At 65.8% G+C, this 21,743-nt stretch carries 20 protein-coding genes; 10 read left to right on the top strand and 10 right to left on the bottom strand.

From position 1 onward, the window contains the following. Positions 1-157: 157 nt before the first annotated feature. The 3 genes from HGK27_RS15055 to HGK27_RS15045 are packed head-to-tail and all read right to left on the bottom strand — an operon-like array spanning position 158 to position 5,076. Positions 158-1,573 carry an MATE family efflux transporter gene (locus HGK27_RS15055; protein WP_206241592.1) on the bottom strand — a complete coding sequence of 472 codons (1,416 nt, stop codon included), beginning with the start codon at positions 1,571-1,573 and terminating at the stop codon, positions 158-160. Positions 1,574-1,580: 7 nt separating this feature from the next. Continuing rightward, the gene (locus tag HGK27_RS15050) at positions 1,581-2,324 is read right to left on the bottom strand and encodes a 7-carboxy-7-deazaguanine synthase QueE (RefSeq protein ID WP_206241590.1); all 744 of its coding nucleotides are present in this window, start codon (positions 2,322-2,324) and stop codon (positions 1,581-1,583) included. A gap of 1 nt (position 2,325) precedes the next feature. Beyond that, positions 2,326-5,076 carry a valine--tRNA ligase gene (locus HGK27_RS15045; protein ID WP_206241589.1) on the bottom strand — a complete coding sequence of 917 codons (2,751 nt, stop codon included), beginning with the start codon at positions 5,074-5,076 and terminating at the stop codon, positions 2,326-2,328. 145 nt (positions 5,077-5,221) lie between these two features. On the opposite strand from HGK27_RS15045, the gene HGK27_RS15040 reads away from it, so the two are divergent. Genes HGK27_RS15040 through HGK27_RS15025 form a run of 4 tightly spaced genes read left to right on the top strand, consistent with a single transcriptional unit; the run spans position 5,222 to position 8,758 of the window. Continuing rightward, complete coding sequence (locus HGK27_RS15040; protein ID WP_206241586.1) at positions 5,222-6,331, top strand: MlaE family ABC transporter permease; 1,110 nt, start codon at positions 5,222-5,224, stop codon at positions 6,329-6,331. After that, complete coding sequence (locus tag HGK27_RS15035) at positions 6,328-7,200, top strand: ABC transporter ATP-binding protein (RefSeq protein ID WP_206241584.1); 873 nt, start codon at positions 6,328-6,330, stop codon at positions 7,198-7,200. Before HGK27_RS15040 ends, HGK27_RS15035 begins: the two co-directional genes overlap by 4 nt. A gap of 8 nt (positions 7,201-7,208) precedes the next feature. Beyond that, on the top strand, positions 7,209-8,147 hold the full coding sequence (locus tag HGK27_RS15030; protein ID WP_206241582.1) for an MlaD family protein: 939 nt from the start codon (positions 7,209-7,211) through the stop codon (positions 8,145-8,147). 11 nt (positions 8,148-8,158) lie between these two features. After that, complete coding sequence (locus HGK27_RS15025) at positions 8,159-8,758, top strand: ABC-type transport auxiliary lipoprotein family protein (RefSeq protein ID WP_206241581.1); 600 nt, start codon at positions 8,159-8,161, stop codon at positions 8,756-8,758. A gap of 3 nt (positions 8,759-8,761) precedes the next feature. Here HGK27_RS15025 and HGK27_RS15020 read toward each other — a convergent pair whose 3' ends face one another. The 6 genes from HGK27_RS15020 to HGK27_RS14995 form a co-directional block, all read right to left on the bottom strand. Continuing rightward, on the bottom strand, positions 8,762-9,265 hold the full coding sequence (locus HGK27_RS15020; protein WP_241127195.1) for a hypothetical protein: 504 nt from the start codon (positions 9,263-9,265) through the stop codon (positions 8,762-8,764). A 91-nt stretch (positions 9,266-9,356) separates the two neighbouring features. Then, positions 9,357-10,052, bottom strand: a complete 696-nt coding sequence (locus tag HGK27_RS15015) for an ATP12 family chaperone protein (RefSeq protein WP_206241578.1) — start codon at positions 10,050-10,052, stop codon at positions 9,357-9,359. A gap of 3 nt (positions 10,053-10,055) precedes the next feature. Next, positions 10,056-10,274, bottom strand: a complete 219-nt coding sequence (locus HGK27_RS15010) for a hypothetical protein (RefSeq protein ID WP_206241576.1) — start codon at positions 10,272-10,274, stop codon at positions 10,056-10,058. Continuing rightward, positions 10,271-10,930: an HAD-IA family hydrolase gene (locus HGK27_RS15005; RefSeq protein WP_241127194.1), complete on the bottom strand. Its 660-nt coding sequence runs from the start codon at positions 10,928-10,930 to the stop codon at positions 10,271-10,273. Before HGK27_RS15005 ends, HGK27_RS15010 begins: the two co-directional genes overlap by 4 nt. Continuing rightward, a complete protein-coding gene (locus tag HGK27_RS15000; protein ID WP_206241575.1) occupies positions 10,927-11,541 on the bottom strand; it encodes an FMN-binding negative transcriptional regulator in 615 nt (204 codons plus the stop codon). The genes HGK27_RS15005 and HGK27_RS15000 overlap by 4 nt, the downstream gene beginning before the upstream one ends. Continuing rightward, positions 11,541-12,899, bottom strand: a complete 1,359-nt coding sequence (locus HGK27_RS14995; RefSeq protein WP_206241574.1) for an RluA family pseudouridine synthase — start codon at positions 12,897-12,899, stop codon at positions 11,541-11,543. The genes HGK27_RS15000 and HGK27_RS14995 overlap by 1 nt, the downstream gene beginning before the upstream one ends. Before the next feature lie 313 nt (positions 12,900-13,212). Between HGK27_RS14995 and rpsU the strand changes: the two genes are divergently transcribed. From rpsU to HGK27_RS14965, 6 genes are all read left to right on the top strand, one after another. Next, positions 13,213-13,419, top strand: a complete 207-nt coding sequence (gene rpsU / locus HGK27_RS14990; RefSeq protein ID WP_039331685.1) for a 30S ribosomal protein S21 — start codon at positions 13,213-13,215, stop codon at positions 13,417-13,419. A 347-nt stretch (positions 13,420-13,766) separates the two neighbouring features. Beyond that, a complete protein-coding gene (locus HGK27_RS14985; protein ID WP_206241573.1) occupies positions 13,767-14,354 on the top strand; it encodes an FKBP-type peptidyl-prolyl cis-trans isomerase in 588 nt (195 codons plus the stop codon). Positions 14,355-14,476: 122 nt separating this feature from the next. After that, a complete protein-coding gene (gene gatC / locus HGK27_RS14980; protein ID WP_206241572.1) occupies positions 14,477-14,779 on the top strand; it encodes an Asp-tRNA(Asn)/Glu-tRNA(Gln) amidotransferase subunit GatC in 303 nt (100 codons plus the stop codon). Next, positions 14,779-16,260, top strand: coding sequence for an Asp-tRNA(Asn)/Glu-tRNA(Gln) amidotransferase subunit GatA (gene gatA / locus HGK27_RS14975; RefSeq protein WP_206241571.1), 1,482 nt, complete (start codon positions 14,779-14,781; stop codon positions 16,258-16,260). The genes gatC and gatA overlap by 1 nt, the downstream gene beginning before the upstream one ends. 123 nt (positions 16,261-16,383) lie before the next feature. Next, the gene (gene gatB / locus HGK27_RS14970; RefSeq protein ID WP_206241570.1) at positions 16,384-17,886 is read left to right on the top strand and encodes an Asp-tRNA(Asn)/Glu-tRNA(Gln) amidotransferase subunit GatB; all 1,503 of its coding nucleotides are present in this window, start codon (positions 16,384-16,386) and stop codon (positions 17,884-17,886) included. 49 nt (positions 17,887-17,935) lie between these two features. Continuing rightward, complete coding sequence (locus tag HGK27_RS14965; RefSeq protein WP_206241569.1) at positions 17,936-18,847, top strand: hypothetical protein; 912 nt, start codon at positions 17,936-17,938, stop codon at positions 18,845-18,847. A gap of 21 nt (positions 18,848-18,868) precedes the next feature. On the opposite strand, the gene HGK27_RS14960 is transcribed toward HGK27_RS14965, so the two are convergent. Next, positions 18,869-21,736, bottom strand: coding sequence for a M16 family metallopeptidase (locus tag HGK27_RS14960; protein WP_206241568.1), 2,868 nt, complete (start codon positions 21,734-21,736; stop codon positions 18,869-18,871). Positions 21,737-21,743: the final 7 nt, after the last annotated feature.

Raw genomic sequence — 21,743 nt, 5'->3', positions numbered from 1 at the left:
ATTTCTGCCTGCGGCGCCTTTTCTGTGCCCGTGGAAAGTTTGCGCACCGCTGGGATACCACTGCGCTATGTGTCGGAAGAGGTTCCGGGAGCGCGAGGGCCCGGAGCATCTCTCTTGAGAGATGCGACCAACTAAAGACTCCCCCCTCGCATTGTCCTTACTTCTTGCCCCGAAGCAAAACCTTCTCCCGCCAACCGGGCCGCATATAGGCCCCGACCATCAGCGCCACCGACACGGCCGAACCCACCGGATAAGCCCACCACAGCGCTTCCGATCCGATCCAGTGATAGGCGGCGTAATAGAACCCCAGCCGCACCGGGTAGAGCGAGATAAAGATCACCACCAGCGGCGTGATCACCGCTCCATAGGCCCGCATCGTTCCGGAGAGGATCATCATGATCCCCGTCAGCGCGTAGGACCATGTAACGATGGCCTGCATATGGCTGGCGATGGGCAGTGCGGGGCTGTGGCTGCCCAGAAACAGCACCAGCGGCGCGCGGGCGAAAACCACCATCAGCGTCGCCATGGAGATGGTGAAGATCGTGGTGGAGACCAGCCCCTGCCAGGTGATGTCTTTCACCCGCTCGTGCTGCCCGGCGCCGATGTTCTGGGCGACCATGGCGCTCACCCCGCTGGCGATGGCGAAGGCGGGCATCTGGAGGTAGTTCCACAGCTGCATGGCGGCGCCATAGGCGGCGGCGGTGGCGGCGCCCTCATGGTTGACCAGCCGCACCATCACCACGCCGGCGGAGGAGACCACCAGCATCTGCGCGCCCATGGGCAGGCCCTTGGTGATGACATAGGCCAGCTCGTTGCGGCGGGGCCAGAGCCAGCCCAGTTCGGCGCCGCGCAGGCGCAGCGGCAGGTCTTTCCAATAGATCCAGCCGATCATGGCCACACAGCCCGCGAAGTTGGCGGTGGCGGTGGAAAGCGCGCTGCCGGTGATGCCCAGCGCCGGGATCGGGCCGATGCCGCGGATCAGCAGGGGGTTCATGGCGACGTCGATCGCCACGGTGAGGATCATGGCATAGAGCGGCAGTTTGGAATTGCCCACGCCGCGCAGCCCCATCGCCACCATGATCGAGAGCGTGCCCAGCGGCAGCGTCAGGAAGGTGACGGTGAGGTAGTCCAGCGCCTCGCCGCGGCTTTCGCCCGGCGTGCCCAGCGCGTCGAGCAGCGGGCCGGAGAGGCGCCAGCCCAGCAGGCCCACGACGACCGAGATGATCAGGCAGAAGCCCACGCCGGTGCCGAAGGTGGCGCGGGCGGCGGGCACGTCCCGCGCGCCGAAATGCTGGCCGACGCGCACGGTGGTGGCCATGCCGAAGCCGAAGACCGCGGCCATGGTCAGGAACATCACGATGTTGACATTGGCCGTGGCCGCCAGCGCCGAATTGCCGATCAGCCGCCCGACCCAGATCGAGTTGATCGTGCCGTTGAGCGTCTGCAGCAGGTTCGAGATCAGCGTGGGGATCGAGAAGGCCAGCAGGGTCTTCAGGATCGGCCCTTGCGTCAGATCGCCGCGCAGGCGGGCCATCGGCGGGGTCGGGGCTGTATCGGCAAGTGCGTCGCTCATGTGCCCCTCATGTACCCCTTGTATCGCCTGAGAGATGGATGTGTAGCCGGTCTGTCAGGCTGTATCCCAATTCCATGCAAAGGTCGGCCAGCCAGATCTGGCGGCTGCGTAAGGTGGCGCTGTCGCGGCCCTCGGCCATCAGGAAGATGCGCTCGGCAGGGATGGCGTGAACGGCGGCCAGCGCGCGCACCTGCTCGACATCATCGGGCGTGGCGACCACGAATTTGAACCAGGCGCGCGGTTCCGCTGCCCATGCGTCGAGCCGCGCGGGGGGCAGGGCCAGATCGGCGGGGTTGCCGGAATGGGCCAGCTTCGGGCTGATGTTGAACTGGGCGATCAGCGGATCGAGCTTGGGGGAAGGCGCGACGGTGCCGTTGCTCTCGATCTCGATGCGCCAGCCGGGCAGATGGGCCAGCAGCTTGACCAGCGCCGGGCCTTGCAGCAGCGGCTCGCCGCCGGTGATGACCAGGCGCGGGAAAGGCAGATGGCCGCCCAATTCCTTGATGCGGTTGGCGGTTTCCTCCTCGCTCCACGTCACCTGATTGTCGGTGCGGGAGAAGGCGATGCCGTCCTTGTGCGGGCGGTTGTCGCCCTCGAAATGCCAGGTGTAGGCGGTGTCGCACCACTGGCAGGCCAGATTGCAGCGCGACAGGCGCAGGAAGACGCAGGGGCGCCCGATGGACGCCCCTTCACCTTGCAACGCGGCAAAAATCTCCGGTTTCCCGGGAGTTATCGTAGCCAGCGCGAGCATATCACCCCAGCCGCGCCAGCGCCGCCGCCAAACGCTCGGCCTCTGCCGCGTGATGGGCATGGTCGGCGCGGGCCTTGTCGATGGCCTCGGGCTTGGCCTTTTCCACGAAGGCGGGGTTCGACAGGCGCTTGTCGAGCGAATCCCGCTCCTTCTGCGAAACGGCCATGGCCTTGGCGAGGCGCGCCTTTTCGGCGGCCACGTCGATCAGCCCTTCCAGCGGCACGATCAGGCTGGCGTCACCCGCGCCCACCTGCATCGCCGCGCCGGCAGGGGCGGGGGCGAAGTGGATGGAAGAGAGGCGGGCCAGACGGTCGATGGCACCGGGGTTGCGCTCGATGATGCCGCGCGTGGCGGCGCTCGGCTCGGGCAGATAGGCTTCGAGGCGCGCGCCGGGGGCCAGACCCAGCTCCACCTTGGCGCCGCGCAGATTGCCGATCAGCGCGATCAGCCATTCGACCTCGCGCTGGGCCTCGGCATCCACGCTGGCTTCGGGCTTGGGCCATGCCGAGACGATCAGCGCCGCATCGCGCGTGCCCAGCTTCTCCCACAGCTCCTCGGTCACGAAGGGCATGAAGGGGTGGAGCATGACCAGAATCTGGTCGAGCACCCAGCCTGCCACGGCCTTGGTTTCCGCGTCGAACTGACCCTTGATGAGTTCGATATACCAGTCGCAGAACTGGTTCCAGACCAGGCGGTAGATGGCGGCGGCGGCGGCGTCGAAACGCATGTCCTCCATTGCCTTGTCGATAGCGGCCAGCGTCTCGACCACCTCGCCGATGATCCACTTGTTCACCGCCGAGGTGGCAGCCGGAGCGGCCACCGACGTGCTGCCGGTGATGCCGTTCGACTGGCAGAAACGCGCGGCATTCCACAGCTTGGTGGCGAAGTTGCGATAACCCTCGACGCGCTTTTCATCCATCTTCACATCGCGGCCCTGCGATTCCATCGCGGCCATGAAGAAGCGCAAAGCGTCGGCGCCATACTTGTCGATCAGACCCAGCGGATCGACGACATTGCCCTTGGACTTGGACATCTTCTGCCCGTCCGAAGCGCGGACCAGACCATGCAGATAGAGGCGCTTCCAAGGGACATCGCCCATGAAATGCATCCCCTGCATTGCCATGCGGGCGCACCAGAAGAACAGAATGTCAAAGCCCGAGATCAGCAGATCGTTGGGATAGTGGCGCGCCACCATCTCCGGCGTCTGATCCGGCCAGCCCAGCGTGGCGAAGGGCCACAGGGCGGAGGAGAACCATGTGTCGAGCACGTCGGAATCGCGCGTCAGCACCACGCCGGGCCCAGCCTTGGCCTGAGCCGCCGCTTCGGTTTCCGCGACATAGCACTGGCCATCGTCGCCATACCACGCCGGGATCTGGTGACCCCACCACAGCTGGCGGCTGACGCACCACGGCTGGATGTTGTCCATCCAGTTGAAATAGGTCTTTTCCCAGCTCTTGGGCACGATCTCGATGGCGCCGGTCTTCACGGCTTCGATCGGGGCCTTGGCCAGCTCGGCGGCATTCACATACCACTGATCGGTCAGCCAGGGCTCGATCACCACGCCGCCACGGTCGCCAAAGGGCGTCTGGATGGTGCGGGCCTCGGCGTCCAGCATGGGCACATTGCCCTCGGCGTCCGCCTTGCCGGGGTGCTGCACCAGCAGGCCCAGCGCCTTCATCGCGGCGACGACAGCCTCACGCGCGCCATCCACGCCATCGCGCTTGAAGCGGTGCAGGCCGAGGTATTCGGCAGGGATCAGCCCGTCCGTTACCTGCACCACATTGGCGTCGGCGTCGAACATGTTGAGCATGTCGCCAGCGGCAATCCCCGCGCGGCGGCCTACCTCGAAGTCGTTGAAATCATGGCCCGGGGTGATCTTCACCGCGCCGCTGCCCAGCTCGGGGTCGGCATGGTCGTCGGCCACGATGGGCACCAGACGGCCCGTGATCGGCAGCTTCACATACTTGCCGATCACCGACTGATAGCGCGGGTCCTCGCCATTCACTGCGACAGCCATATCGGCCAGCATGGTTTCGGGGCGGGTGGTGGCCACCACGATATGATCGCGGCCATCGGCCAGCGTGACGCCATCGGCCAGCGGATAGCGGAAGTGCCAGAAATGGCCCTGAATTTCCTGCGTTTCCACCTCAAGGTCGGAAATCGCGGTCTTCAGCTTGGGGTCCCAGTTGACCAGACGCTTGTCGCGATAGATCAGCCCCTGATTGTAGAGGTCCACGAAGACCTTCACCACCGCGCCGGTGAAATGCGGGTCCATGGTGAACTGCTCGCGCGACCAGTCCATCGAGCAGCCCAGACGGCGCAGCTGGCCGGTGATCGTGCCGCCGGATTCAGCCTTCCACTCCCACACCTTCGCGATGAAGGCCTCGCGGGTGTAGTTGGTGCGCTTGTCCTGACGGGCCTCCATCTGGCGCTCGACCACCATCTGCGTGGCGATGCCCGCATGGTCGGTGCCCACCACCCACAGGGCGTCCTTGCCGCGCAGGCGCTCGTAACGGATCACGATGTCCTGCAGCGTGTTGTCCAGCGCATGGCCGATATGCAGGCTGCCCGTGACGTTGGGCGGCGGGTTGACGATGGTGAAGGGCGCGGCATCGGGGCGCGCGGGGCGGAACAGGCCGCCCTGTTCCCAATGGGCATACCATTTGGCCTCGATCCCGGTGGGGTCGAAGGTCTTGTCAAGCGCGGCGGCGCCCACGTCGGCTGATAGCGTCTGGCTGGATTCCTCGGTCATGCTGGGGCCTTTGCCAGCGGGTAGAACCCCGTGCAAGCCTTTCGGAACAAGCAGGCCGCTTCGAGCGTATCTGCTTGCCCCGGCCTCTCTTTTCCCGCATGACCCGTTCACGTTCCTCCCTCCTTGAAGTCATCCCCGCCCCTGCATGACCGCCTCCGCGCAATTCACCCTTGAAGATCAGGCCGATGGCGCGGCCCGTCTGGTGCTGAGCGGGCGGCTGGTTGTCTCCACGCTGACCTCGGTCGAGAGCAAACTGCGCGCCGTGGATGCGGCCAGCGTGGTGGATATTTCGGGGCTTGAGGAAGTCGATACGGTGGGCGCCTGGATCGTCTACCGCCTGTCGCGCGATCTCGATGCCCCTATCGAGGGCGCGAGTCCCGAGGCCGAGCGCCTGATCGAGGCGGTGAAGGACACGCCCGACGACACGCAGACCGTCCCGCCCGAAGAACCGCTGCTCACCAAAGTGCCCGCCGAAGTCGGCACGGCAGTGCTGGGCGGCATCAACGGCACGCAGCAGGCGCTCAGCTTTCTGGGCGCGGTGGTGCTGGCGATCTTCCGGGTGATCCGCAATCCCTCACGGCTGCGGGTAACGGCGCTGGTGCGCCAGTTGCAGCTCGTCGGCGTCGATGCTCTCTTCATCATCGGCATGATGAGCTTTCTGGTCGGCATCGTGATCGCCCAGCAGGGCGCGGTGCAGCTGCAGCAGTTCGGCGCGGAAATCTACACCATCAATCTGACGGGCCGCCTTGCCCTGCGTGAGCTTGGCGTGCTGATGACCGCCATCATGGTCGCGGGCCGTTCGGGCAGCGCCTTTGCCGCGCAGATCGGCACGATGAAGCTGACCGAGGAGGTGGATGCCATGCGCACCATCGGCGTCGATCCGATGGAGGCGCTGGTGCTGCCGCGCGTCATCGCCTGCGTGGTGATGCTCACCTTGCTGGGCTTCTATTCCTCGGTGATCTCGATCATTGGCGGCGCGGTGCTGGGGCAGCTGGCGCTGGGCATTCCCTTCATCACCTTCCTCTCGCGCATCAAGGAGGTGGTGCCGGTGCTGGACCTGTGGGTCGGGCTGATCAAGGGGCCGGTCTTCGGCCTGATCATCGGCATGACCGGCTGCTATCAGGGCATGAAGGTCGAGGGCAATTCGGAAGAGGTAGGCCTGCGCACCACCAAGGCGGTGGTGGAGGGCATCTTCATGGTCATCGTGCTGGACGCTTTCTTCGCGGTCTTCTTCTCCAAGATCGGCTGGCTATGAGCGAGGAGGCTGCCGTCGCCACCGAGGCTCGCGACCCGAGCGACGATGACGCGATCATCCGCATCGAGGGGCTGGTCAACCGCTTCGGCGATCATGCCGTGCATGACGGATTGTCGCTCACCATGCGGCGGGGCGAAATTCTGGGCGTGGTCGGCGGGTCGGGCACGGGCAAATCGGTGCTGATGCGCTCGATCATCGGCCTCCAGCCCTATACCGAAGGCACGGTCGAGGTGCTGGGCCAGAACATGGGCGAGGCCTGCAACGAGGATGTCGATATCCGCAGCCGCTGGGGCGTGCTGTTTCAGGGCGGCGCGCTGTTCTCCACGCTGACGGTGGCGGAAAATGTGCTAGTGCCGCTGCGCGAATTCTATCCGAAGATGTCGGAAGAGCTGTTTCATGAGATCGCCTGCCTCAAGGTGATGCTCTCGGGCCTTCCGGCTGAGGCGGCAGCCAAATATCCTTCCGAACTGTCTGGCGGCATGCGCAAGCGTGCGGGTCTGGCCCGCGCTCTGGCGCTCGATCCCGAACTGCTGTTCCTCGATGAGCCGACCGCAGGCCTCGATCCGATCAGCGCGGCGGGTTTCGACAACCTCATCAAGGAATTGCACGAGACTTTGGGGTTGGGGGTCTTCCTCATCACCCACGATCTCGACACGCTGCATGAGATCTGTGACCGCGTCGCGGTGCTGGCCGACAAGAAGGTCATCGCCGTGGGCACGATCCCGGAGCTGATGAAAAGCGATCACCCCTGGATTCAGGAATATTTCGCCGGGCCACGCGGCAGAGCAGCTCTCGCCAGCCGCGAACCGGACGGCAACAAACACCCGCCTGCCAAGGCAATGGACAGCAACCCCGGCAGCAAGGCATAGGGACGAGTATGGAAACGCGCGCCAATCATGTCTGGGTAGGGGCCGTCACGCTGGCGCTGCTGGCCCTTGTGGCCGGTGCCTTCATCTGGATGGCGCATCTCTCCAAGGACAAGCAGGATGTCTATGACATCTACTTCCCGCAATCGGTGGACGGTCTGGCCAAGGGTTCGACGGTCAATTACGCGGGCGTTCCGGCAGGGATGATCTCCGAGATCGAGCTGTGGAAGCGCGATCCCTCCTATGTCCGCGTGCGCATTTCGCTGGATCACAAGATCCCCATTCTGGAGGGCACCACCGCCACGATCCAGGGCAGCTTTACCGGTGTCTCGAACATCCAGCTGGCCGGTGGCGTGAAGGGCCGCCCGCCCATCAGCGAGATTGGCCCCGATGGCGTGCCGGTGATCCCCACCAAGCGTTCGGGGCTGGGCGAGCTGCTGACCAACGCGCCGCTGCTGATGGAGCGTCTGGCCACGCTGACCGAAAAGCTGGGCAACATGCTCACGGATGAGAACCAGAAGCATCTGGCCGGCATCCTCAAGAACACCGACCGGCTGACCGGCAATCTGGCCGATGCCTCGCCGCAATTGCGCCAGACGCTGACCAACCTCAACGCCACGCTGGCCGGGGCCAAGGATGCCGTGGCTGAGTTTCAGTCGGTGGCGGCCAACGCCAACAAGCAGCTTGATCCCAATGGCCCGTCCATCGTGCATCATGTGAATGACACGCTGAACGCGGCGCAGCATGCGGCAGAATCGCTTCAGGCCGAGCTGGATGCCGCCCGCCCGGCCACCACGCGCCTGTCGACCGACACGCTGCCTCAGGCCGAAGCCGCGATCCGCGATCTGCGCGCCACCACCAAGGCGCTGCGCGCCATCACCGAGAAACTCGACTCCCAGGGCGGAGCGGCTCTGCTCGCCGCGCCCAAGGTGCCGGTCTATAAGCCATGAAGGGGCCACAGATGAGCAAGGCGATGCAGGCAAAAGCCCGGTGGATCGCGCCGCTGATGGTGGCGGGCATGGCGCTGAGCGGCTGCGTGAGCATTGGCGGCGGCAAGTCGCCCGCTCAGCTTTACACGCTGACGTCGGACGCCAAGGCACCTCAGGGCACGCAGGCGGCCTTCAAGCCCGCCGACACGCTGGTGGTGGCCGAGCCCGACACCGATCGCGGTCTGGCCACCGCGCGCATGACGGTTCAGGTGAGCCCGACCTCGATCGCCTATATGAAGGACGCCTTCTGGGTCGAGCGCCCTGCGCGCCTGCTGCGCAATCTGCTGGCCGAGGATCTGCGCGCCACCGGCAAGCGCCCCGTCACGCTGGATGAGGATGGCGTGGGCGCCACCCGCCTCGACGGGCGCCTGCTGGCGATGGGTTACGATGCGAAGAGCCACTCGGCGGTGATCCGCTATGATGCGGTGCTGCACCATGCCAATGGCGAGGTGACGATGCGCCGTTTCGAAGTGAGTGAGCCCGATGTCTCGCCCAATGGCGGCGATCTGGCTCAGGCGCTGAACCGCGCGGCCAACACGCTGGCCGGGCAGGTTGCGGAGTGGGTTGGCTGACGTTTAAGCTGTTGCCGCAAGGCTGGCACGCCTGAAGCGCGCGTCCCGCCACAGGGCGGCGCTGGCGGCGATCCACAGGCATATCACGGCAAGGAAGCCGGAGATCGCGCCGCCCGTCGGGGCTGGAATGACGAAACCGGCAAGGGCGCCGATGATCAACCCGCCGCCCAGCGCGTAAAAGGGCCGGAACGCGGCGGCATGGGCGATGGGGATGAAATGCAGCCCCACCACCAGCGCCATGGCGGGCAGCAGCCATGCCTCATGATGCAGATTGACCACGAGGTTGGAGGCGATGAACAGGCCGACGCCTTCGCCGATGCTGCTGATCGTGATCATCCGCGCGGCCTTGGGCGATGGCTCCAGCCCGGTGCCGGGTTGGCGCACCACATAGGCCGCGCCCAGCCCGATCGCCGCAAAGCCCAGAAAGGGCAGGGCGAGCAGCGGCCCGGCGACATGGAATTGCCAGTGGAGCGTGATCGCGGCGAAGAGCGCCCCGAAAAAGCTCATGATGATCGCGCCCCATGCCCCCATAACCGCCCTCCACGATGCAAGTGCTTGCGGAGAATAGCAGTTTTTCGGGTTTGGTCGAGACGGGGGCTTAGCCCCGTGCCAGTCTGGCGAACTCGGCTGCGGCCATGAAGGCGGCGCGGCGCTTTTCCTGACGCTGCTCGGCCTCGTAGTCGCTGCCCCAGAGTTCGATCTGCCAGTTTTCCTCCAGATGGGCGGCATCCCACAGGGCGGCCAGATCGGCATCCTCTTCCAGCGCCAGCAGGCCCGTCACCAGCGAGGCGGCAAGCCCGGCCAGATTGCGCAGCGCCGCCAGAGCAAAGGCATCCTTGCCCGCCAGCAGATCCTCCACCCGCGCCATGGTCTCGGCGGGCTGGGGCCTGGCGATGATGCCGGAGACGCGCTCGAAGCGCAGGCCATAGCGGGCCTCGGCGCCGGTCAGGATCGGCTCCCACACCGCCTGCTGGCGCTGCCACACCGCCTCATCGGGATCGGCGCGGTAGCACAGCGTGTCGGTCTCGGCGTAGGGCACCAGCGCGCGCATCGCCTCGGTGGGATCGGCGGCGACCACATCCAGCGCGTAATCGGCCATATCGCGCAGCAGGAAGACGCGCGTGTCGATCTCCTCGCCTTGGCCCGCCCATTCCGCCGCCATGGCCTGCGCCAGAGCCTTGCTGGGCACCACCTGCGGGCGGCCGCCCACGGTCTTCACGGCGCGGCCATCGAGCCGCACGCCGAAACCGGCATCGGTGGGCTCAACCGAAACCTCTTTGTAGAAACGCTTCAAAACTTAACCTTTCTTCCAGCGGCGCACCAGCATGCGGGGGAAGACCAGCACATCGAACAGACCGATCACGATCAGCAGCAGCCCCAGCCAATGCGGCAGCGCCACCTTATCCGCCGCAATGGCCGCGCCGACCATCGCCACCACCACGCCGCCGAAGCGCACATAGGTCAGGCGCTTGAAGCGCGCCTTGGCGATCTCCTCGGGGGCGAATGTCTTGCTCAACCCAGAATATCCTTCAAATCGGCGGGGGTCATGGCGACGGCCTCGGCCCCGGCGGCGATCAGCTCGCTGGCCGGGTGATAGCCCCAGGCCACGCCCACCGCGCGCACGCCCGCCGAACGGGCCATGGCGATGTCATAGGTGGTGTCGCCGATCATCACCGCATCGGCGGGCAGGGCCATCGCCTGATCCAGCGCGGCCTGCAGCATGGCGGGGTGCGGCTTGGAGGGGTGATTGTCCGCCGTCTGCAAGGTGACGAAATGATCGCTCAGCGCATTGACCTGCAGGCAATGCAGCAGCCCGCGCATGCTCTTGCCGGTGGCCACGCCCAGATCCCAGCCTTCCTCACGCAATTGATCGAGCAGCAGGCGGATGCCGGCAAAGATCGGCTCGCTCACCCGGCCTTCGGCGCGGGCGGTGCGATAGGCGGTCTTATAGGCCTCGACCAGCGCGGTCTGGATCTCGATGCCTTCCTCGCTGGCGAGGTGGCGCATCGTCTGCGGCAGGCTGAGCCCCACCGCGCGCCTTACCGCGCCATGGGCAGGCGGGCGCAGGCCGAGGGCAAGGAAAGCCTCATCCATCGCCGCGCAGATCTCGTGCTGGCCATCGACCAGCGTGCCGTCGCAATCGAAGACGGCCAGACGGATTGCGCCACTCATCCCAAACCCCGCATCATTTCCGCCATGGCGCGCGCGCCGGTTTCTTCGAGCCCCTCGATCACACCCGTGCGCTGCGCCTCATTCTTGTTCTGCGAGAGCTTGAAGGTGGGACGCCAGGCCCGCACCTCCATCTCGAAACCGACAATGGCCGAGAGCATGCGGTGGCGCAGATCGCCATCCAGCTTGTCCATCGTCCATGCCGGTTCGGGCAGACGGGCTTCTTCCCGCGCGGACAGCGCTTCGAGCAGATCGACCAGCCCGTCTTCCTCCATGCGCCGCACGGGGCCTTCCAGCTCCAGCGCGACATAGTTCCAAGTCGGCACCTGAGAGGGATCGTCACCATACCAGCGCGGCGAGACATAGGCGTCAGGCCCGTTCACCACCGCCAGTGCATCCACCCCGCCCAGATAACGCGACAAGGCATTGCCGCGCGCCAGATGGAACTGCACCGCCCCGTCGCCGGTGGAGCGCAGCGGCGTATGCGCCAGGCGCGGGCCATCGGGCGTGGCGGCGAAGATCATGCCGAAGCCGACCTCGGTGATCAGGCGCTCCATCAGCGCGCGATCATCCTCGGGTTTCCCATGCAGGCGGAAGGCGGGGTTGGGATGCATCAGCGGCTCTTGGGGCCACCACGCGGTGCGGAAGGCTTGCGGGGGGCCGCAGGCTTGCCGCCCGCCGGGCGCGAAGCGCCGCTGCGAGGCGCAGAGGCAGGCTTGGCTGAGGCTGCCTTGGGGGCAGCCGTCTTGGGCGCAACCTTGCTGCCCTTGCCGAGCTTCACGCCGCCCGGGCGGGCCTTGCCGGGCACGGCCTTGCGCGGTTGGGCATCGGTGCGGGCGCGGCCATTTTCCGCGCGGCCACGGCGCTCGCCGCGGCGTTCCTTGCGGTATTGCTTGGCATGGGCCTTGGCGATCGACTTTTCCTCGTCGCGCGACAGCTCGCCCGAGGGATCGGGGATGAACTCGCCATCATCCTCGTTGAAGCCGAGCTGGGCCAGGCTGGCCGCGAAATGCTCGGGCAGGGGGGCCGTCACATCCAGCGGGGTGCCGTCCGGGTGATCGATGATGATGCGGCGGGCATGCAGATGCATCTTGCGGCTGATGCTGCCGGTCAGGAAGGCATCCTGACCGCCATACTTGCCGTCGCCCACGATAGGGTGGCCGATGGCGGCCAGATGGACGCGCAGCTGATGGGTGCGGCCCGTCAGCGGCTGCAGCTCCATCCAGCAGGCGCTGTTGCCTGCGCGGTCGATCACGCGGTAGCGGCTCTTGGAGGGCTGGCCCTGCTCGGAATGGTCGACCATCATCTTCTCGCCGCCGGTGCCCGGCTGCTTGGCGAGCGGCAGGTCGATCAGGCCTTCATCGATGCTGGGCACGCCCGTCACCAGCGCCCAATAGACCTTGGTGGCCTGACGCGAGGAAAAGCGCTTCGAGAAATAGGCCGCGCTGCCCGGCGTGGCGGCGACCAGCAGAGCGCCGCTGGTGTCCTTGTCGAGGCGATGCACAAGGCGGGGACGCGGGCCGTCGGGGGCATAGGCGTCGAGCAGGCCGTCGACATGCTCATAGGTGCCGCTGCCGCCCTGCGTGGCCAGACCCGGGGGCTTGTTGATCACGATGGCGCTGGGGTCGCGGTGCAGCACGATGGCATCGGCCAGTTCGAGCTGAGCGTCGGTCAGAGGCTTGCGCGCCTTGACGCCCTTGCCGGTTCCGGCGCCGGGGGCGTGGGTGTCGCCCGGCGGCACGCGCAGCACCTGCCCGGTGGTCAGGCGGTCTTCGGGCGCGCTGCGCTTGCCGTCCACGCGAATCTGGCCGGTGCGCGCCCAGCGGCTGATGGTGGCAAAGCCCACCTGCGGCAGATGGCGCTTGAACCAGCGATCCAGCCGGATGTCATTGTCGTCGGGCCCCACGGTGAATTGGCGCACGGTGTCGGCGCTCTGGTGCTGGCGGGGCGTTTTCGTATTATCCTTGGTCATGCTCGCCCCGTTAGCCTAAGGAGCGCCCGAGGAACAGTGTTGGCGTGTATCAGGTCTATACAGGGCCGTGCCTTGGCGGGACGCTGGTCGTGAAACTGTCACGGCTGGCATGCAGAAGTGGCATTTCGCATGAGGAAATGGCTGCCAAGGCTTGCCTTCCGAGTGCGACTCTGGTAGCGGCGCCGCAATTCCGGTCGTTCCCCAAGGGAATCGGCCTGTCCGTGTGTTTTGAAATCCTTCAGGTGTTCCCCCGCTTTTTTGATCTGCGGATCGGTGGGGTTCTCGCCATGATGATCGTGAGGTTGTTCTTTTTATGCAGATTCTCGTCCGCGATAATAACGTCGATCAAGCCCTGCGCGCGCTCAAGAAGAAGCTGCAGCGTGAAGGCGTTTATCGTGAGATGAAGCTGCGCCGCCACTTCGAGAAGCCCTCGGAGAAGCGCGCCCGCGAAAAGGCCGCTGCCGTGCGCCGCGCCCGCAAGCTGGAGCGCAAGCGCCAGGAGCGCGACGGCGTCAAGTAAGACTGGGTTGGCAGGCTGGAAGCAGCCTGCCTGATCCATCTTCGCTTAGCGACATCAGGGGCCCGTGGCTTCCTTGCCGATTCGGACAGCGTTCCGGAAAAGCGACGAAGCTGGCGGGCCTTTGGCGTATCTGTGCTCCGTCGCGGGTGCATGGCAGGCGGAGCATCGTGCGAAAAAGTGGGAACCGGTTTTTCGCAAAAACGATGCGACCACAAAAGCGCCCCCGATTCTTTGGTGCTATAGGCTGCGTGCGGGGCTTGCTCCTGCGGGCGGCTTGAGCCATGAGGGGCGGCGAAATTTCCGGCGTCTGGGCCCCGTTGCCCGGCGCAACAGATCAGGATGGCACGATGACCGAGATCACCCGCGTTCCCCTCCAGCCGCTGGCCAAGGGCTCGAAGTCGAAGCTGTGGCTGGCCGCGATCGTCGCGGTGGCGCTGGGTGGCGGCGTGGCGGCGGCGGTGCGTCCGCAGCTGGTCGATGTGCAGACCCTGCGCGCCGGTTCGGGCGGCAGCCCGACTCCGGCTGACGTGATCCTCATCAACTATGTCGGCAAGCTGTCGAACGGCACGGTCTTCGATCAGGCGCAGCGCGTGCCCGCCCAGATGCAGGGCGTGATCCCCGGCTTCGCCAAGGCGCTGGCCCAGACCCAGGCGGGCGGCAAGTATCTCGTCCATATCCCCGCCAAGCTGGCCTATGGCGACCATGCGCAGGGCCCGATCCCCGCGAACAGCGACCTGACCTTCGAGATCGAGGTGCTGCAATTCGCCAACCGTGCCGAGCTGGAAGCCCAGCAGCGCATGATGGAGCAGATCATGCGCCAGCAGGCGGCGGGCAAGGGTGCTCAGGGCGCACAGGGCGCACAGGGTGCTCCTCAAGGCGCGCCGCAAGGTCCTGACGCCGGTGCCCCTGCCGGTCCGGACGGCGCTCCGCAGTAAGTTTTGCCGGGCTATACCTGTCGTGCCTTGCTTGATGAGGCGCGGCTTGGGTGCTAGCTCCGAGGCAGATTTGCGAAGGCCGGGTCCATGGCCCGGCCTTCTGTTTGTTAAAGGTTTGATCTATGTCGGTTGATACCGCGACCGTGGCGAAAATCGCCTCGCTGGCCCGCATCAAGGTGACTCCGGGCGATCTGGAGGCCATGGTGCCCGAATTGAACGGCATCCTCGACTGGGTCGAGCAATTGGGCGAGGTCGATGTGACCGGCGTCGAGCCGATGACCGCCGTGATTCCCAACCATCTGCGCCTGCGCGAAGACATTGTGAACGCCGATCCGCTGACCGGCGGCGGCATTCGCGATGCGGTGCTGGCCAATGCTCCGGCTGCCGAACATGGCTTCTTCGGCGTGCCCAAGGTGATCGAATAATGACGAACTTGACCGATCTGACGCTCACCGGCATCCGCGATGGCGTGGCCGGTGGCGACTTCACCGCCACCGAAGTGGCCACCGCCTTCAACGGCGCCGTGGCCGAGGCGCAGGAGGCTTTGAACGCCTTCATCGTGACCACGCCGGAGGCCGCTTTGCAGGCCGCCGCCAAGGTCGATGCCGACCGCGCTGCTGGCAAGCCGCTGGGCAAGCTTGCGGGCGTGCCCATCGGCATGAAGGACCTGTTCGCCACCAAGGGCGTGCAGACCACCGCGGCCTCGAAGATCCTCGAAGGCTTCAAGCCCGAGTATGAATCGACCGTCAGCCAGAAGCTGTGGGATGCGGGCGCGGGCCTGCTGGGCAAGCTGAACCTCGACCAGTTCGCGATGGGCTCGTCGAACGAAAGCAGTGCCTATGGCAAGGTGACCTCGCCTTGGCGTCGTCCGAATGACACGGCGGCTCTGGCCCCCGGCGGTTCCTCGGGCGGGTCTTCGGCGGCTGTGGCGGCGCGCATCGTGCCTGCCGCGACCGGCACCGACACCGGCGGCTCGATCCGCCAGCCTGCGGCCTTCACCGGCATTTCGGGCATCAAGCCGACCTATGGCCGTTGCTCGCGCTGGGGCATTGTGGCTTTCGCCTCCTCGCTCGATCAGGCCGGGCCGATGGCGCATACGGTGCAGGATTGCGCCGTGATGCTGGAAGCCATGGCCGGTTTCGACGCCAAGGATGCCACCAGCCTCGATATGCCCGTGCCTAACTGGGAAGCGGCGCTCTCGGGCGATCTGAAGGGCAAGAAGGTCGGTATTCCCCGCGAATATCGTCTGGAAGGCCTGAATGCCGAAGTCGCCAAGAGCTGGGACGAGGGCATCGCCTGGCTGAAGGATGCCGGAGCCGAGGTGGTGGACATCTCGCTGCCGCATTCCAAATACGCTCTGGCGACCTACTACATCATCGCGCCTGCCGAGGCTTCCTCGAACCTCGCGCGCTATGATGGCGTGCGTTACGGCCTGCGCGACCTGCCCGATGGCGCCAACCTTCAGGAGATGTATGCCGCCACCCGCGCCGCCGGTTTCGGTGACGAGGTCAAGCGCCGCATCCTGATCGGCACCTATGTGCTGTCGGCGGGCTTCTATGACGCCTATTACACGCAGGCGCAGAAGGTCCGCACGCTGATCGCGCGCGACTTCGAGGAAGCCTTCAAGCAGGTCGATGTGATTCTGGCCCCCACCGCGCCGACCTCGGCCTTTGCGCTGGGTGAGAAGACCAATCCGCTCGATATGTATCTGGGCGATGTGTTCTCGGTGCCAGCCTCGCTGGCGGGCCTGCCCGCGATGAGCGTGCCGGCCGGGCTGGACTCGCAGGGTCTGCCGCTGGGTCTGCAGATCATCGGGCGTCCGTTTGACGAGCAGGGCGTGCTGAACGCTGGCCTCGCCATTGAGCAACGCGCGCAGTTCTCGGCCAAGCCGACGAAGTGGTGGTAAGCCTTTGCGCGTTGTCTGGACCAGCTTCGGTCCGGCAGCGCGGCAAGGCATTGAATGATCGGACGGCAGACACGCGGATGATGATTCCGCTGCTCTGCCGCTCCAAGAGTGGACCGACGGACAATGACTGAATCAACCTATCGCATTCAGGGCGCAACGGGCGAATGGGAGGTCGTGATCGGCCTTGAGGTCCATGCGCAGGTCACCTCCAACGCCAAGCTGTTCTCCGGCTCGGCCACGGCTTTCGGCGCGGAGCCCAACTCGCAGGTCTCGCTGATCGATGCGGCCATGCCCGGCATGCTGCCCGTGCCCAATATGGAGTGCATCCGTCAGGCGGTGCGCACCGGCATCGCCATCGGCGCGCAGATCAACAAGTGGAGCCGGTTCGACCGCAAGAACTACTTCTACGCCGATCTGCCGCAGGGCTATCAGATCAGCCAGCTCTATCACCCCATCGTGGGCGAGGGCGAGATCGAGATCACGCTGGACGAAAAGAACCCCGAGACCAGCAAGAAGGTGATCGGCGTCGAGCGCATCCATGTCGAGCAGGATGCGGGCAAGCTGATGCATGATCAGCACCCGACGATGTCCTATGTCGACCTCAACCGTTCGGGCGTGGCGCTGATGGAGATCGTCAGCCGCCCCGATATGCGCTCGCCTGCCGAGGCTGGGGCTTACCTCGCCAAGCTGCGTTCGATCCTGCGCTATGTCGGTTCGTGCGACGGCAATATGGATCAGGGTTCCATGCGAGCCGACGTGAACGTGTCGGTGCGCCGCCCCGGTGACGAGTTCGGCACGCGCACCGAAACGAAGAACGTCAACTCGGTGCGCTTCGTGATGGCCGTGGTGGAATCGGAAGCCAAGCGTCAGGTCGCGGTCATCGAGGATGGCGGCAAGATCGTTCAGGAAACCCGCCTCTACGATCCGGATCGCAATGAAACGCGGAGCATGCGCAGCAAGGAAGACGCGCATGATTACCGCTATTTCCCCGATCCCGACCTGCTGCCGCTGGTGCTGGACGATGCCTTTGTGGAAGAGGCCCGCGCCTCGCTGCCCGAACTGCCCGACGCCAAGCGCGCCCGCTACGAAGGCGCTCTGGGCCTGACGGCCTATGCCGCTGGCGTGCTGACCGCCGAGGTCGACACCGCCCGCTGGTTCGAGGCGCTGCTGGCGGCCACCGCCACCGCGCAGAACAAGCCCGAGGGCGAGGTGGCCAAGCAGGCCTCCAACTGGCTGCTTTCGGAGTTCTTCGGGGCGCTGAACAAGCTGGGCAAGGATCTGGCCTCCAGCCCGATCACGCCGGAAGGCGCAGGTCAGCTGCTGGCGCTGGTCGGCAATGGCACGATTTCGGGCTCCATCGCCAAGCAGGTGCTGGAAAAGATGCTCGAGACCGGCGATGACGCCGCCACCATCGTCGAGCGCGAGGGCCTCAAGCAGACCAGCGACACCGGCGCCATCGAGGCGGCAGTGGCCACCATCATGGCCAACAACGCCGACAAGGTGGAGCAGTACAAGGCCGGCAAGGAAGCGCTTTTCGGCTTCTTCGTGGGCCAGACGATGAAGGCGATGGCCGGCAAGGCCAATCCGCAGATCGTCAATGAACTGGTGAAGAAGGCTCTGGCCTGAACCACTTAACCGCGATAGCCTGCCCTTCGTAGCAATATGGGGGCAGGCTATGCGGGGATGGTCGTGGCGTCTGGGCATGATGGCGGCTTTGCTGCCCGCTGCGGCGACCGCGCAAACCTTCGACAATGACGCCGTGATCGCCCTGCACCGCGCCGGGCTGGGCGACGGGCCGGTGATCGCCAAGATCCACGCGATGCCCTGCCATTACGACACATCGACAGCAGCGATGGTCGGCCTGAAAAAGGCGGGCCTGTCCGATGGCGTGATCGTCGCCATGGTGGAAAGCTGCGCCACGGCGCGCCCGGTGGATGAGGCCATGCCTTATCCGGACGGCCCCGCTGTACGCACCTCTGCAGCGCCGCAAGCGCGCCCGGCGGCAGGGGGCATGTTCGCCTCCACCCGTCCTGCTGCCGCCCCTTCGCGTCAGCCCGAGGGCATCTATTGGTCCAGCGGTGATGCTCATGGACTCACCCTGTTGCGCCCCACGGGGCAGGCGGCGGTGAAGATCGTGGGCAATGGCTCTGTGCTGTTCCCGCATATGGCGAAGCTGATCGTGCCGCGCCCCACGGCGCAGATGGCGATTGCCGCTTCGCGCCCCGCCTTTCGCTTCTATTTCAACCCGCAGGACAATCGCGTCAGTGAATTTGGCGGGGTGGGCGGCACGGCGGCGCAATCGCCCAATGAGTTCAGCCTCGTGCATTTCCGGCAGGATGGCACCACGCGCCAGATGACCATTGGCAAGGTGGCGCCCTATGTCAGCGTCTCGGGCATCGATCCGAAAAACACGCTGCCCTTCGGCATGACCGATCTGGGCGACGGCATCTTCAATGTGGACCTGCCCGGCGATCTGCCGCCTGGCGAATATGGCTTTGTGCTGATTGGCGAATCCCAGCGCTCGAAACAGAGCGTCTATCGCGTCTATGATTTCACCATCACGGGGGCTGCTGCCGGGGCGCATTAAGGCACCCCGGCAGGCAACAATTTACGGCGTAACGGTGGTCACCTCCACCGGCAGGCCCACCTTCTGCAATTGGGGCTCGACCAGCTTGCGGTCGCCCACCACCACGAAAACCAGACCATCGGGCTGCAACTGCGCGCGGATCGCATTGTTCAGGGCTGCCGCGTCAATTTGGCGATAGAGCGTGGGCAGGGTGGCGTCGTAATTCTCCGGGCGGCCCAGCAGGCGGTTGCTGGTGATGGCGCCCAGCACCTGTCCATTCGTCTCGTAACGGTTGGCGAGGCCACGGATGTTGCCATCGGTGACGCGCTGCACCTCCTCGGGCGTGACGGGCTTGTCGCTGGCCAGCGCCTTCATATCGGCGACCATCGCCACAATCGAATCGCCGGTACGGTCGGTCTGCACCGGGGCGACCACCAGCAGGCTGCGCTGGCCCACGGGCTGGCGCACGATGGACTGCACGCCATAGGTCCAGCTCTTCTCCTCGCGCAGATCGCTGTTGAGGCGCGAGAGGAAATCGGCGCCCAGCACCTCATTGGCCAGACCCAGCGCCTCCTGCCCCGGCTGCGTGCCCTTCAGGGGCAGCAGGCGCCCGGCGACGATCATCGACTGCGGCGAATTGGGCCGGTCGATCAGCACGATGCGCGGGCGGGCGGGCAAAGCGGGGGCGTCGATGGCCTTCACCGGCTTGGGGCTCGCGGGCGCCTTCCAGTCCCCAAGGGCCTTTTCCAGCTGAGGCTTCAAAGCCTCCATGGTGATATCGCCCACCACGGTGATGCGCGCCAGATCGGGGCGCAGCCACTGGGCTTGCGCCGCGCGCAGGCTCTGGCTGGTGAAGCCCTTGATGCTGGCCTGCGTGCCGAGGCCATCGCCCGCATGGCCATAGGGATGGTTCGGCCCGAAGAGGATCGGGTTGAAGACATGGAAGGCCAGACCCTGCGGGCTCGCCATGGTCTGCGCCAGCGAGGCGAGGCGCTGCTGCTTCACCCGCTCCACTTCGGCGGGGTCGAAGGCGGGGCGGCGCACCACATCGGCCAGCAGATCGAGCGAGGGCGCCAGATTGGCCGAAAGCGCCGAAAGCATCACATTGCTGGTGTCCATTGCGGCACCGGCCTGCAGCTCGGCACCCAGCCTTTCCTCTTCCTCGCGGATTTGCGTGGGGTTGCGGGTGTGGCCGCCGGTGGCGTCCTGAGCGGTGCCTTCATCCAGCATCGCCATCAGCATGCCCTGCGTGCCCGGCGCATCGAGCGCATCGCCCGAAATCCCGGCATTGAACTCCACATTGACCAGCAGCTTGGGCACGGCGGTGCGCCGGGCCAACACCACCTCGATGCCGTTGGACAGCGTGGCATGCTCCAGCGTCGGGAAGGTCAGGCTGCTGACCGGGGCAACCGGCGGTGCCTTGCGCGGCGGCGATTGCTTGACCGGCGGCACCGGCGTCTTGGCATCGGGCTTGGGGGCGGGCTCGTTCGCGCCATCGTCCCAGCCGCCGAGCTGGTCACCGCTGAGCGTGCGCTCGCCCGGCGTGATGGCCAGCATCAGGGCGGGGCGGCTCAGCCACTTGTCGATGGAGGCCTTGATCGTGGCCGGAGTCAGCGCGGCGATCTCGGCCAGTTCCTTGCGGTAATGCGCCGGATCGCCCGAATAGAGCTGACCCTCGGCCAGCTGCGCGCCCTTGCCGCCAAAGCCGCCGACGACTTCCAGCGCGCCGATCTCGGCCGAGACCTCCTTGGTGGCCGCGCGCTTCACCTCGTCGGCGCTGGGGCCTTCCTTGAGGAAGCTGGCGATCTGGGCGTCCAGCGCGGCCTCGGCCACCTTGCGATCCACGCCGGGCTTCACATCCATGCTGACGGTGATGACCGAAAGCTGCTCATGCTGCTCGACATTGGCGCTAACCGAGACGGCCAACTGCTGCCCGCGCACCAGTGCATTGTCGAGCCGCGAGGAGGCGAGGCCACCCAGCACCGACATGCCAACGTCCAGCGCCGAACTCTCCGGATCGTTGAGATTGGGGCCGGACCACACGCGCAGCAGCCGTGTGGTGGCGACCTGATCGGTCATCTCGCGGCGCAGCGTTGCGGGCAGGGTGACGGGGCCTGCCACCACCGGCTTCACCGCAGGGCCACTGGGGATGTCGCCGTAATATTTCTCGACCAGCGGGCGGGCGGTGGCGACATCGATGTCGCCGCTCAGCACCAGCACGGCGTTGTTGGGGGCGTAATGATCGGTGAACCAGCCGCGCACATCGGTGAGATTGGCCGAATCGAGATCGCCCATCGAACCGATGGTGGTGTGGCGATAGGGATGGCCCACCGGGAACAGCCCGTCGGACACGGCATACTGGATCAGGCCATAGGGCTGGTTGTCGCCCTGACGCTTCTCGTTTTCGACCACGCCGCGCTGCTTATCCAGCTTGTCCTGCGTGACGGCGCCCAGCAGATGGCCCATGCGGTCGCTTTCCTGAAACAGGGCGAGGGGCAGGGCGCCCTTGGGCACGGTCTCGACGTAATTGGTGCGGTCGTAATAGGTCGAGCCATTGGTGGAATCGGAGCCCGCAGCCTCCAGCGGCACATCGAAATTCGGCACATTCTCGCTGCCGCCGAAGAAGAGATGCTCGTAGAGATGGGCAAAGCCGGTCTTGCCCTTGGGCTCGTTCTTGGAGCCGACGCGGTAATAGGTGGTGACGCCCACGATCGGCGCCTTGCGATCGGTGTGGACGATGACGGTCAGGCCGTTCTTCAGCTTGAACGTCTCGTAAGGGATGTCCACAGCCTTCACCAGATCGGCCAGCGGGGCGGGTTTGGCCTCTGTTTGGGCCTGAGCGGGGACGCTCAAAGGCAGCAGGCAGGAGGCAAGAAGCAAAGCCTTGAAGGCGGGAATAGCAGGACGCATGAACGAT

Source organism: Novosphingobium terrae (assembly GCF_017163935.1).
GTDB lineage: Bacteria > Pseudomonadota > Alphaproteobacteria > Sphingomonadales > Sphingomonadaceae > Novosphingobium > Novosphingobium terrae.
The sequence above is the reverse complement of the archived record's forward strand: the minus strand, read 5'-3'. Positions and strand labels throughout refer to the sequence as shown.